This window comes from Streptomyces sp. NPDC104581 (genome assembly GCF_055583685.1).
The window spans coordinates 280295-293551 of sequence record NZ_JBVJNN010000002.1 but is presented as its reverse complement, the minus strand read 5'-3'; the positions used below and the strand labels follow the sequence as shown (position 1 = coordinate 293551).

The following is a 13257-nucleotide window of genomic DNA, read 5'->3' as shown; positions in this document are numbered from 1 at the left end:
GTCCGTCGTTCCGGGCCGCACGGGTGAGCCGTCCCGGGCCGTGTCGCCGTCCCCCCGCGCCGCGCCGCCGTCCCCCCGCGCCGCGCCGCCGTCTCAGGCGGCCGTCCCGCCGTTCAGCTCGAACCAGACCATCTTGCCCAGGCCCTGGGACCGCACTCCCCAGGCGTCGGCGAGTCCGTCGACCAGGACCAGCCCCCGCCCGTGCGTCCCGTCGTCCTGCGTCGGCGCGTTCGGCGTCGGCGGGGCGTCGACGAAGTCACGCACCTCCACCCGCAGCCGGGAGTCGGCGACCGTGGCCTTCACCACCGCGCCGTGTTCGGTGTGCACCAGCGCGTTGGTGACCAGCTCGCTCATGAGCAGCTCCGCGACCTCGGCGCACTCGCGCTCCCGCCAGTGGCTCAGCAGCTCGCGCAGCGCGTGCCGCACCTCGGGAACCGCCGTGAGATCGGCGCTCTCCACTCTGCGGAGCAACTGCTTGCTCAGCAGCCGCGCCTGCTCCCCCGTGCCTCTCATGTCCCCCATCTCCCCCATGCCCCCGTTGTCCGTACGAGCTTCCTCTCCTGAACCCTCTCCCCAGATGCATTCCCCTCTCGGCACCGGCCACGCATGACGATGCGGGACGCTGTGACGGTGAGTGCCTGGTGCTTCTGGTGGGAAGTGAGGGGTTGCGAGATCGGCCGGACACCTGGAGTCTGCCGTTCCGGAAGGCTGAGCCGTAAATCTGAGGAGCCTTGATGCACGACGACCGCACCCTGGTGGAGGGCCGGCTCGAACGCGCCCTTCGCCAGTTCATCCGCCCCGCCCAGTACGCGGCCAGGACGCCGCTCGTCCTGTCGGTCTGGGACGTGCCGGGCGAGCCGGTGCCCGTGGAGCAGGCCCTCCAGGCCACGTACGAGCCGTTCCACACCGGCACGCCGTGGGGTCCGCCCTGGTCCACCAGCTGGTTCCGGCTGGAGGGCGTCGTGCCGGACGAGTACGCCGGGCTGCGGGTGGAGGTCGTGATCGACCCGGGCTTCACCGGCGAGGGGCCCGGCTTCCAGGCCGAGGGGATGGTGTACGACGCGGCCGGTGTGCCCATCAAGGGCGTCCACCCGCGGAACCGCCATGTCCCGGTCGGCGCGCCCGCCGAGGGCGGCGAGGCGGTCCATCTGCTCCTGGAGGCGGCGGCGAACCCGTCGATGCCCGCCCACTTCCTGCCGACACGCCTCGGGGACGTGAGGACGGCCGGTGACACCCCGCTGTACACGTTCGCCGCCGCGGACATCGCCGTGCTGGACGAGAACGTGTGGCATCTGGTGCTCGACATCGAGGTGCTGTCCGAGCTGATGGCGGAGCTGCCAGCCGACCGGTCGCGGCGGCACGAGATCCTGCGCGCCCTGGAGAACATGCTGGACGTGCTCGATCTGCACGACGTGGCGGGTACGGCGGTGGCGGCCCGTGCCGAACTGGCCCGTGTCCTGGCCAGCCCGGCGGCGCCCAGCGCCCACCGCGTCTCGGCGGCCGGACACGCGCACATCGACTCGGCGTGGCTGTGGCCGCTGCGCGAGACCGTACGCAAGGCGTCCCGGACGTTCGCCAATGTCACGGCGCTCGCCGGGGAGTACCCGGAGCTGGTCTTCGCCTGTTCGCAGGCGCAGCAGTACGCGTGGGTCAAGGAGCACCAGCCGCACATCTGGGAGCGCATCAAGAAGGCCGTGGCGGACGGCAACTGGTCGCCGGTGGGCTCGATGTGGGTGGAGTCGGACGCCAACATGCCCGGTGGCGAGGCGCTGGCCAGGCAGCTCGTACACGGAATGCGTTTTTTCCAGGAGGAGTTGGGGGTCGGGACGGAGGAGATCTGGCTGCCGGACTCCTTCGGCTACACGGCCGCCTTCCCCCAGCTGGCCAAGCTGGCGGGGGTGAAGTGGTTCCTCACGCAGAAGCTGTCGTGGAATCAGACGAACAAGATGCCGCACCACACGTTCTGGTGGGAGGGCATCGACGGCACCCGTGTCTTCACGCACTTCCCGCCGGTCGACACGTACAACGCGCAGTTCCACGCCTCCGAACTGGCGCACGCCGAGCGGAACTTCGCCGACAAGGGCCGGGCGTCGCGCTCACTGGTCCCGTTCGGCTGGGGTGACGGCGGTGGCGGTCCCACCCGCGAGATGCTGGAGAAGGCGCGCCGGCTGAAGTCGCTGGAGGGCTCGCCGCGCGTCGAGATCGAGAAGCCGGCCGCGTTCTTCTCCGCCGCCGAGAAGGAGTACGGGCGCAAGGCCCCGGTCTGGTCGGGCGAGCTGTACCTGGAGCTGCACAGGGCGACGTACACGACGCAGGCCAAGACCAAGCAGGGCAACCGGCGCAGTGAACACCTCCTGCGGGAGGCCGAGTTGTGGGCGACGGCCGCCGCGCTGCGGACGCCGTCGTACGCGTATCCGTACGACGAGCTGGACCGGCTGTGGAAGACGGTGCTGCTGCACCAGTTCCACGACATCCTGCCGGGCTCCTCCATCGCCTGGGTGCACCGGGAGGCCAGGGATACCTACGCGCGGGTGCGGGAGGAGCTGACGGAGATCACCGCGGCGGCCGTCGCCGCACTCGGCGGCGGAAGCGCGGGCGGCGGGAGCGCGGCGGCGGTGCTCAACACCTCGCCGTACGAGCGGACCGAGGTCGTCGAGGCCGACACCGCCGACGTGCCCGAGGGCGGCGCGGCGCAGGCGCTGAACAGCCACGGCCGGTCGGCGGTGGCCGTACGCGTGCCCGGACTCGGCGCGACGGCGCTGACCGCCGCCGGGACGGCGGGTGAGATCGCGGGCGTGACGACGCGCGCCGAGGGCTCCGACGTGATCACGCTCGACAACGGGCTGCTGCGGATCACGGTCGACCGCGACGGACTGCTCACCTCCGTACGCGATCTGACGGCGGACCGTGAGGTTCTGGCGCCGGGCAGCCGGGGCAATCTGCTCCAGCTGCACCCCGACCACCCGAACCAGTGGGACGCCTGGGACATCGACCGGCACTACCGGCACCGGCACACCGATCTCACCACGGCGGAGTCCGTGCAGCTCGTGGAGCAGGGGCCGCTGCGGGCGACGGTCCGGGTGGTCCGTACGTTCGGCTCGTCGTGGATCGTGCAGGAGATCCGGCTCGCGGCGGGCGGCAAGCGGGTGGACGTCGTCACCGAGGTCGACTGGCAGGAGTCGGAGAAGGTGCTCAAGGCGGCCTTCCCGCTGGACGTGCACGCCGAACGGTCCACCGCCGAGATCCAGTTCGGCCATGTGCACCGCGCCACGCACGCCAACACCAGCTGGGACGCGGCCCGGTTCGAGATCTGCGCGCACCGCTGGCTGCGGGTCGCCGAGCCCGGCTACGGCGTCGCGGTGGTCAACGACTCGACGTACGGCCACGACGTGACCCGCGCCGAGCACGACGAGGGGCTGGGCACGACGGTACGGCTGACGCTGCTGCGGGCGCCGCACAGTCCGGACCCGGAGACGGACCTGGGCACGCACCGGTTCAGCTACGCGCTGGTGCCGGGCGCCGGGGTGACGGACGCGGTCCGGGAGGGGCTGGCGCTCAACCTGCCGCTGCGGGTGGCCGCCGCTCCCGCGTCGGCGCCGCTGGTCTCCGTCGACCATCCGGCGGTCACGGTGGAGTCGGTGAAGCTCGCCGAGGACCGCAGCGGTGATGTGGTGGTCCGGCTCTACGAGTCGGCGGGCAATCGCGCGTCGGCCCTGCTGCGGACCGGCTTCCCCGTCGTACAGGCCCGGGTCACCGATCTGCTGGAGCGACCGCTGCACGAGGCGGGGACGGGCGCGGAGGGCCTGCGGGTGTCACTGCGCCCGTTCCAGATCCTCACGCTGCGGTTCACGCCCGCGTAGGAGCACCGCCGTCCGGAGGGGTCAGGGCCGCGGCAGATTGCGCAGGTTGGAGCGCGCCATCTGGACCATGCGGCCGACCCCTCCGTCCAGCACGATCCTCCCGGCCGAGAGCGCGAAGCCCTGGACCATGTCGGCGCTGATCTTCGGGGGCATGGACAGGGCGTTCGGGTCGGTGACCACGTCCACCAGGGCCGGGCCCCGGTGGCTGAAGGCGTCCTTCAGCGCGCCCGCGAGCTGTTTGGGCTTCACCACCCTGACCCCGAACGCCCCGGCGGCGCGGGCGACCGCGGCGAAGTCGGGGTTGCGGTTGGTGGTGCCGTACGAGGGCAGACCGGCCACCAGCATCTCCAGCTCGACCATGCCGAGCGAGGAGTTGTTGAACAGGACGATCTTCACGGGCAGTTCGTACTGGACGAGGGTGAGGAAGTCACCCATCAGCATGCTGAATCCGCCGTCGCCGGACATCGACACGACCTGGCGTCCCCGGTCCACGAACTGTGCGCCGATGGCCTGCGGCATGGCGTTGGCCATCGACCCGTGGCTGAACGAACCGATGACCCGGCGGCGGCCGTTGGGCGACAGATAGCGGGCCGCCCAGACGTTGCACATCCCGGTGTCCACGGTGAACACCGCGTCGTCGTCGGCCACTTCGTCCAGCACGGACGCGACGTACTCGGGATGGATCGGGACGTGCTTGTCGACCTTGCGGGTGTACGCCTTGACGACGCCTTCGAGCGCGCCGGCGTGCTTGCGGAGCATCTTGTCCAGGAACCGGCGGTCGCTCTTCATCCGTACCCGGGGCGTCAGACAGCGCAGGGTCTCGCGTACGTCCCCCCAGACGGCCAGGTCCAACTGGGAGCGGCGGCCGAGGCGTTCGGGCCGGACGTCGATCTGGACGATCTTGACGTCGGTGCCGTCGGGCAGGAAGGCGTTGTAGGGGAAGTCGGTGCCGAGCAGGATGAGCAGATCGCACTCGTGGGTGGCCTCGTAGGCGGCGCCGTAACCGAGCAGTCCGCTCATGCCGACGTCGAACTTGTTGTCGTACTGGATCCACTCCTTGCCGCGCAGGGCGTGGCCGATCGGGGACTTGATCCGCTCGGCGAACTCCATGACCTCGGCGTGCGCCCCGGCCGTGCCGCTGCCGCAGAAGAGCGTGACCCGGTCCGCGTCGTCGATCATGTCGACCAGCTTGTCGATCTCCAGATCGCCGGGCCGTACCGTCGGCCGGGACGTCACCAGGGCGTGTTCGATCGCCCTGGTCGGGGCCGGCCGCGAGGCGATGTCACCGGGCAGCGTCACCACGCTCACACCTCCCCGGCCGACCGCGTGCTGGATGGCCGTCTGGAGGAGCCGCGGCATCTGCTCGGGGCTGGAGATCATCTCGTTGTAGTGGCTGCACTCCTCGAACAGCCGCTCGGGGTGCGTCTCCTGGAAGTACCCGAGGCCGATCTCCGCGGTGGGGATGTGCGAGGCGAGCGCCAGGACCGGGGCCATCGAGCGGTGCGCGTCGTACAGCCCGTTGATCAGGTGCAGATTGCCGGGCCCGCAGGAGCCGGCGCAGGCCGCGAGCCTGCCGGTGATCTGGGCCTCGGCGCCCGCCGCGAAGGCCGCCGCCTCCTCGTGCCTGACCTGCACCCAGTCGATGGCCGCGTTGCGCCGGATGGCGTCGACGACGGGGTTGAGGCTGTCGCCGACGACCCCGTACAGGCGCCGCACGCCCGCGCGGGCGAGGATGTCGACGAACTGCTCCGCCACGTTCTGCCTGGCCATGGAAGCGCGCCCTTCTGCTGTCCGGGGAGCCGGCCTGCGGGGCACGGCCCGGGGTCCCCTCCGGTACCCGCGTCCATCAACCCACGCCCCGGACGGTTACGCCTCCCAGACCGCCACGGCCGTACGGTCGTCGGCGTAACCCTTCACCCGCAGCCCGACGTCCGACAGATATCCGGCGAGCCCCGGCGGCTCGGCGGCCGCCCAGCGCGCGGCAAGCTCGTCGCCCAGGGCCGGTTCACCGCGCAGCGGCTCGGCGAGTCCGACGCTGGTCAGCAGCAGGGTGTCGCCCGGACGGGCCACCGAGGCCCGGAAGCGGAACGGCTCCGGAGGCGGGGGTACGGGATCCTCGACGAGCGGCCCCGGCGGCTTGGTGATCTCCAGGTCCATCGTGAGGCGGTCGCCCTCGGGGGTCTGCTCGGCGGCGTCGGACCGGGGGGAGCCGAAACCGAGGACCGGCTCGCCCTTGATGTCGGCCGGTTCGGGGAGCGGCGGTTCCAGGTCCTGCCAGGCACCGTCCCTGAGCCGGAAGAGGCCGCCGCCTCCGACACCGAAGAAGACACGGGTGCGGCACTCTGGGTCGGCGGAGAGCAGCAGACAGCGCAGGCTCGCGGTGTACTCCTCCGGCCCGCGGCCCGACTCGGCCGCGCGGGCGCGCAGCTTGCCGTACGTGCGGTCGGTGAGCCGGTGCAGTCCGGATTTCAGGTCGCCGCGGCGGCCGGCTCTTATGTCGTCGGCGAGCCGGTCGCAGCTTCGGCCGACGGCGGCGCCGATCCAGCGGCAGGCGTCGGCGGCGGCCAGGTGGGCGCCCTCGGTGGCGCGGGCGCCGGTGGCCACGGCGACCAGGACGAGGGCGTTCGCGCCGGCGCCGAAACGGGCGGTGAGGAGGGCGTCCCTGCGGGGCTCGCCCCGGTAGCGCGCCGAGTCGCCGCGCATGGAGGCGGCGCGCAGCGTGTAGGTGCCGTACCGCGCGCCGTCGAGCACGGTGTCGGCGACGAGTTGGCCGAGTTCCCCGGCCTCGGCGGCGGGCAGCGCGGTGGGTTCGGCGTCGTAGGTGGGCGGCCCGTCGCCGACATGGGTGAGCGGCGCGGCGGACCGGGGCGCCGGCCCGGGTGCGGGCGCGGGAGGAACCGGGGCCGCGGGGGCGGCGGTGCGCGGATCCGGGGCCGGGGTCCGGGCCGGGGCGGTGACCGGCGGCGCGGGATCGACGGCGCCCGGCAGCGGCCGGGGGTCACCGGGATCGAACGCGGCGGGCGGTGGCTCCCACGGCGCGCGCGGCCGGGGTGTGAGAGGCGTCGGCGCGACGGGGCTGGGCGTGGGGGTGGGGGTGGGGGCGTCGGTCCCCGCGGGCGGGGGTACGGGGGGCGCTCCCGGCATGTCGACGACCGTGGGCGGTGCCGCCCGGCCGGGCGGCGGCGCCTGGATCACGGGGCGGGCGCCGCGCTCCTCCCACCAGGCCGCCGGGCGCGGGACGGGCCCGCCGGCGGCCCCCACGTCCAGGTCCTCGTCCTCGTCGCCCGCGTCCTCCTCGTCGTCCACCCCGATCGCGTCGACGGCTCGCCCGTACCCCGCCCGGGTGCTCGCGTCCGCGGCGCCCCCGGCGCCGAGCGTGTCCGCCGCCGAGTCGAAACGGTCGTCGATCGTGTCGTCCCGCGCCTCGGCCGGGCCCGTGTCGGGCGCGGACTCGTCGTACAGCCGGCCCCACCAGTCGTCGGTGGTGGCGGGCCGGTCCCCCTGCTGGCTCATGCTCCTATTGTCGACCGCACGAGGCGTCAGAAAACGGGACACCGCCAAAAAGAAGAGGCGTGGCGCGATGACGTCACAGCCGCGCTGGCCAAGTCCGCCGGGCGACCCCACCCCCCACGGGAAGGACGCCCGGCGGACGTTCGGCAGGCCGGAGCGCACCAGGTGCGCCGACCAGGATTCGGGGCCGGGAACCGGCCGCACTGTCGACCGTACGCCGATTCGAATCGCAGCGACTCGTCGGGGTTCGACGGGAACGTCCGGGTAGTCAGCTTATCCGGCGTACGAGGTCCGGCGTACGGGGGCGGACACGCACCGAGGCAATCGGGGCATATCCCCGAGGTCTGTCGATCCGGCAATGTCGCCACATTGGCAGAGTGACGCGTGATACGGGGATGATGTGCGCGGCGGGTTTACGCCGTGGCCGGTATCCGCCATATCCCGCCGGTTTTGAGGCGTCCGTCCGGGGAGGGGTGCAGGGGTGCTGGGAGCGATAGGTCTCGACGAGAGACAGGAGTCGGCGTACCGCGCGCTGGTGGCGCTCGGCGCCGCCGACGCGGCCGATCTGGCGCATCGGCTCGCGATGCCCGAGCAGGACACCGAGCGCGCGCTGCGCCGGCTGGAGCAGCAGGGGCTGGCCGCGCAGTCGTCTGCGCGGACCGGGCGCTGGGTGGCCGCGCCGCCCGCCGTGGCGCTGGGGGCGCTGCTCACCCAGCAGCGTCACGAGCTGGAGCGGGCCGAGCTGGCGGCCGTACTGCTCGCGGAGGAGTACCGCGCCGAGTCGGCGGGGCCGGCCGTGCACGACCTGGTCGAGGTGGTGACGGGGGCGAGCGCGGTGGCGCACCGCTTCCACCAGCTCCAGCTGGGGGCGACGGAGGAGATCCGGGCGCTGGTCACCGGCAGGCCGGTGGTGGTGACGGGGATCGACAACGAGTCCGAGGAGCGGGTGGTGACGCGCGGAGTCCGCTACCGCGTGGTGATCGAGCGCGAGGTGCTGTCCCTGCCGGACGGGATCTCCGAGCTGTCGGCGGCGCTCGGCCGTGACGAGCAGGTGCGGGTGGTCGACCGGGTCCCGACCAAGCTGGTGATCGCCGACGGCGCCCTGGCGATGGTGCCGTTGACGGCGGGCGACGCGGAGCCGGCGGCCCTGGTCGTCCACGCGAGCGGGCTGCTGGAGTCGCTGTCGGGGCTCTTCGAGGCGGTGTGGCGCGACGCGCTGCCGCTGCGCCTGGCCCCGGGCGGGGACGGGGACGCGGTCGTGGAGGACACGGCGGACGGCCCGGGCGAGACCGATCTGGAGGTGCTGTCCCTGCTGCTCGCGGGGATGACGGACGCGAGCGTCGCCAAGCAGCTCGATCTGGGGCTGCGGACGGTGCAGCGCCGGGTGAAGGGGCTGATGGAGCTGGCGGGGGTGACGACGCGGCTCCAGCTGGGGTGGCACGCGTACGAGAAGGGCTGGGTGGCGCGCGACCCGCGCGAGTGAGGCCCCCGGTGGCCGGGCGGGCCCGGGGCGGGCCGCCCGCGTGCCACTCCGGGCGGGATCCTGCACTCTTGGCAGATGGACGTGTGGCAGCTCGTGCTGGTGGGTCTGGTCATGCTGCTGGGCGTTCTCGGCGTACTGATTCCGGGGGTGCCGGGGCCCGCCATCGTCTGGGCCGCCGTGGTCTGGTGGGCGCTGGGCGACACCTCGGCGACGGCCTGGGCGGTACTGATCGCGGCCACCGCGCTGCTGCTGCTCGACCAGGCGCTCCGCCCCCTGCTGCCGTCCCGGCGCACCCGGGAGACCGGCACCCGCCGGCGCACGCTGCTGGCGGGCGGGCTGGCCGGGATCGTGGGTTTCTTCGTGGTCCCGGTGGTGGGCACGGTGCCGGCGTTCGTCGGCGGGATCTACGCGGTCGAACGGGTACGGCTGGGCAGCCGCCGCGACGGGTGGGCCTCGACCCGCGCGGTGATGCGCACCGCGGGCGTTCCGGTACTGGTGGAGCTGTTCTGCTGTCTGCTCGTGGCGGGTACCTGGCTGTCCGTGCTGATCTGGGGCTGAACGGCTCCGGCGGCCCGGTGGGGGACTCCCACCGGGCCGCCGGTCGCGCCTCACCGCGCCGGTGCGCCCGTCAGCAGATCGGCACTCCGGGGAGTTGGGCCGCCGGGTGGTCGATGTAGATGTTCGACATGAAACCGCCCTGGTCGCGCAGCTTGCTCCACCAGTTGTTGGTGTAGCCCTCGGCGTTCACGGTGTCGCCCTGCTTCTGGCACACGACGTGGACGTTGGTCGGGCCGGCCAGCCGGGTCACCACGGCCGCGCTCAGCCGGGCGTCGGCGCGGACGCTGACACCGGTGCCCCAGGTGGTGAAGGGGGTACCGCCGCCGCCTCCGCCGCAGCCGTTGTCACTGGTGAGGAAGTGCTGGTTGTAGCTGCCGGGGTAGGGCAGGCCGCCACCGTTGATGACGATGTTCTGCCCGACGCCGTTGAGCAGCTGCTCGTAGTGCAGGTGGGGGCCGGAGGAGTTGCCGCTGGAGCCGGTGGTGCCGATCTGCTGGCCCTGGTTGACGAACTGTCCGCTGGCCACCGAGAAGGATCCGAGGTGGAAGTAGTACGTCTTCCAGCCGCCGCCGTGATCGATGGAGATGTAGTTGCCCGCGCCGCTCGGCTGGCTGTGCCGGGTCGCCGTACCGGCGGCAGACGCGAGTGCCGGAGTGCCGTTGGTGGTGCCGCCGTCGGCCCGTACGAAGTCCAGCGCGCGGCGGACCTCGGCGGAGTGGTGGCTGTAGGTCCACCGCTGCCCGCACGGGTAGGGCGCCTTGAAGTTCGGGCCCGCCGCCGCGGCGGCCGTGTCGGAGGTGCCTGCTTCGGCCGCTTCGGCCGCTCCAGCGGGTACCGTCAGCAATCCGACTAGTACGAGGAGCACACCGGCGAATGTGGTCGATAGGCGTCTGAGACGGGTCACGAATGCTCCCGGGTGTGGGGGAAGCAGCCGATCGGCGGGCGGGCCGCGACCGCTGCGAGACCCGGCAAAAGTAGCGACGGGCGCACCGTCCCACAACGACTGGACAGCGCGTTTCGTCGGAGATGAAATGTCTTGCCCCTGACAAGTTGGCGCTCCATCATGGCGTCGGTGCCGCCGGTGCGGCAGAGTACGCCCCGCTTGCCCCGCCCCCACAGCCCCGTTCGGCAGCACCTCTTCAAGTCACCTGTATCACCCGGGAGTTGACAGCTCCTCATCCCGCCTTGCCCCCACTTGTGCGCTCAGGTCCCGGACCGGCGCACCACTGAGCGGAGAGAAGACCGATGACCTTGATGACAGGCACGACAGGCTGGAAGCGCGGTCGGGCCGCGCTCCTCGGCACCGTGGTCGCCGCGTCACTGGCCTTCACGGGCCAGCCGGCGACGGCCGCGCCGCACCCCGGCGGTTCCGGCGCCGAAGCCGGTTCCGGCACGATGAACACGGCGTTCGCCGAGGCCGCCGCCGAGTTCGACGTACCCCGCGACCTGCTGGTCGCCGTGGGATACGGCGAGACGCACCTCGACGGCCACGGCGGCAGACCGAGTCAGGCGAACGGCTACGGTGTGATGCACCTGGTCAGCCAGCCGGAGCACAAGACGCTGGAGCGGGCCGCGAAGCTGACCGGCGAGTCCGTCGCGGACCTCAAGAAGGACACGACGGCCAACATCCGGGGCGGCGCCGCCGTCCTGCGCGCCGTCGCCGACGAACAGGGCCTGGACGCCACCGACCGCGACTCGCTCGCCGAGTGGTACCCGGTCGCCGCCGAGTACGGCGCCGCGGCGAACGACCGGACGGCGCGGCTGTACGCGGACACCGCGTACGACCTGTTGAACAAGGGCCTGCGCGCCCAGGCCGCGGGCAACGAGCAGATCCTCGTCAAGGCACGCGAGGTGACACCGGACCGCGGCAAGTACGCGGGCATCGCCTCGGACTTCGGGGTGCTCAGCGACGACTACGGGCCGGCGCTCTGGGTCCCGGCGAGCACGTCGAACTACCAGACCGGCCGGACCGCGGCGATCAACAAGGTGGTCGTCCATGTCACCCAGGGGTCGTACGCCGGCTCCATCAGCTGGTTCCAGAACCCGTCCGCGCAGGTCAGCGCGCACTACGTGATCCGCTCCTCGGACGGCCAGGTCACCCAGATGGTCCGTGACGCCAACACGGCCTGGCACGCGCGCTCCGCCAACCCCAGCTCGATCGGCATCGAGCACGAGGGCTTCGTCGCCGACCCGTCCTGGTTCACCGACTCGATGTACCGCTCGTCGGCCGCGCTGACCCGTCACCTCACGGCGAAGTACGGCATCCCGCGCACCCGCGCGGGCATCGTCGGCCACAGCGAGGTACCGGGCAACGACCACACCGACCCCGGTGCCAACTGGAACTGGACCTACTACATGTCGCTGGTCAACGGCGGCGGCGGTGACCCCGGCCCCGGCCCCGGCACCTCGTTCCCGACGTGGGGCACCGGCGTGAGCATCCGTCAGGAGGCGACGACCACCTCGGCGCAGGTGGCCGGTCTGGCCGGACCGACCACGGTCAAGGTCCAGTGCCAGAAGCGTGGTCAGCTGGTCAACTACCAGGGCTACAGCAACGACGCCTGGTCGTATCTGCCGGACTACGGCGGCTACATCTCGAACATCTTCATCGACGTCGCGGACTCGTGGCTGCCGGGCGTGCCCAACTGCTGAGCGGTGAGCCCTCGTTGATGCGCCACCGGCTCAGCGGGCCGGCCCGTCCAGCAGGGCCGTGCCGAGCTGGGTACGGTGGTGCATCATCCGGTTGCCGTGCCGGCGCGAGGTGAGCAGACCCGCCTCGCGCAGCACGGAGGCGTGCCGGCTGGCCGTCGAGGGAGCCATCCGCAGCGCCCCCGCCAGACCCGTCGTCGTCATCGGCCGGTCGAGGAGTTCGAGGAGCCGGGCGCGCGAGGTCCCGATGAGCTGGGCCACCGGTGGCGTCACCTCGCCCTGCCGGTGCCGCACCAGCCAGCCCGGTGCCGGGGAGAGCGGGTGGACCAGCACCGGGGGAAGCTCGTCGTCGACGAGAGCCAGTGGCGTACCGACGCAGAAGAAGCCCGGAATCAGCGTCAGGGTCTGCCCGTAGAGCTGGAGTTCCCGGCTGACCGGGTACGGCGTGCGCAGGATGCCTTCCTCGCAGCGCCAGCCGGGCATCTCCTCGTAGCTGGCCACCAGTCCCTCCGCTCCCCCGGTCAGCGCCGCCTCGGCGCGCCGGGAGCGGTCGGCCCCGGCTTGCGCGCGGATCGCGGGCAGATACGGCAGGACGGCGACCGAGTAGTACCGCCGCAGGGTCGATCCGAGCCAGCGCAGCGCCTCCACGTCACCCTGGGAGAGCCGCCGCACGGTGGCCGGGACCGGCCCGCGTCTGCGCGCGTAGAGTCGTGTGAGATCGGCGGCCAGGCGGCGGCGGGGAGTCGACAGCAGCCGGTCCACACCGACGTCGAGGTCCAGCTCGCCGCGGCCGGGCGTGAGGAAGTCGGGAAAGTACTCCGCCGAGGGGCACAGCAGCATCAACTCCCTTACGGCGGAGGTGAGTCCGGCGCGCTCCAGAGCGCTGCGGACCTCCCGCCGCCAGGGTGCGAAGGCCGGCGGGACGTGCTGGTTCTGGAGCAGGTGCAGGCTGAGCGCGGCCTCCCACAGGGCGTCGGCCCCGTCCGCCACGCGCAGCCGGTTCAGCTCCCGTCCGCGGAGATCGACTCGCAGCACGTTGGACTCCCCCGGAAAGCCTGTGCGTTCTGGGCGGAGTGTAGCGGGACCGGGTCGCGGGGGGGGGGGGGGGGGGGGGGGGGGGCGGGGGGCGGGGGGGGGGGGGGGAAAGGGGGGAGAGGGGAGAGAATGGGGGGGGTTTCTTCCGGCGTCAAGGGGGGGAGG

9 protein-coding genes are annotated in these 13257 nt (G+C 72.5%); 4 read left to right on the top strand and 5 right to left on the bottom strand.

Annotated features, from left to right (window positions below; all coding sequences use genetic code 11):
* Window positions 1-93: 93 nt before the first annotated feature.
* Entirely contained in the window at window positions 94-513 is a 420-nt protein-coding gene (locus ACZ61E_RS02880) for an ATP-binding protein (protein WP_469697016.1), read from the bottom strand.
* Window positions 514-734: 221 nt separating this feature from the next.
* Between ACZ61E_RS02880 and ACZ61E_RS02875 the strand changes: the two genes are divergently transcribed.
* Window positions 735-3860, top strand: a complete 3126-nt coding sequence (locus ACZ61E_RS02875; protein WP_469697014.1) for an alpha-mannosidase — start codon at window positions 735-737, stop codon at window positions 3858-3860.
* Between the two features lie 21 nt (window positions 3861-3881).
* Here the strand turns inward: ACZ61E_RS02875 and ACZ61E_RS02870 are convergent, their stop codons facing one another.
* Entirely contained in the window at window positions 3882-5630 is a 1749-nt protein-coding gene (locus ACZ61E_RS02870) for a pyruvate dehydrogenase (protein WP_469697013.1), read from the bottom strand.
* 96 nt (window positions 5631-5726) lie between these two features.
* Window positions 5727-7373 carry a protein phosphatase 2C domain-containing protein gene (locus ACZ61E_RS02865; protein WP_469697012.1) on the bottom strand — a complete coding sequence of 549 codons (1647 nt, stop codon included), beginning with the start codon at window positions 7371-7373 and terminating at the stop codon, window positions 5727-5729.
* Between the two features lie 478 nt (window positions 7374-7851).
* On the opposite strand from ACZ61E_RS02865, the gene ACZ61E_RS02860 reads away from it, so the two are divergent.
* Together ACZ61E_RS02860 and ACZ61E_RS02855 are read left to right on the top strand one after the other, a co-directional pair.
* The gene (locus ACZ61E_RS02860) at window positions 7852-8853 is read left to right on the top strand and encodes a helix-turn-helix domain-containing protein (protein WP_469697010.1); all 1002 of its coding nucleotides are present in this window, start codon (window positions 7852-7854) and stop codon (window positions 8851-8853) included.
* A gap of 75 nt (window positions 8854-8928) precedes the next feature.
* Window positions 8929-9411 (top strand): DUF456 domain-containing protein, encoded by a 483-nt coding sequence (locus ACZ61E_RS02855; protein ID WP_469697008.1) that lies wholly within the window; start codon window positions 8929-8931, stop codon window positions 9409-9411.
* A gap of 70 nt (window positions 9412-9481) precedes the next feature.
* Here the strand turns inward: ACZ61E_RS02855 and ACZ61E_RS02850 are convergent, their stop codons facing one another.
* Window positions 9482-10315: a M23 family metallopeptidase gene (locus ACZ61E_RS02850; protein WP_469697006.1), complete on the bottom strand. Its 834-nt coding sequence runs from the start codon at window positions 10313-10315 to the stop codon at window positions 9482-9484.
* Between the two features lie 350 nt (window positions 10316-10665).
* Between ACZ61E_RS02850 and ACZ61E_RS02845 the strand changes: the two genes are divergently transcribed.
* Window positions 10666-12060: an N-acetylmuramoyl-L-alanine amidase gene (locus ACZ61E_RS02845; protein WP_469697004.1), complete on the top strand. Its 1395-nt coding sequence runs from the start codon at window positions 10666-10668 to the stop codon at window positions 12058-12060.
* A 30-nt stretch (window positions 12061-12090) separates the two neighbouring features.
* Here the strand turns inward: ACZ61E_RS02845 and ACZ61E_RS02840 are convergent, their stop codons facing one another.
* Complete coding sequence (locus ACZ61E_RS02840) at window positions 12091-13092, bottom strand: ArsR/SmtB family transcription factor (protein WP_469697003.1); 1002 nt, start codon at window positions 13090-13092, stop codon at window positions 12091-12093.
* Window positions 13093-13257: the final 165 nt, after the last annotated feature.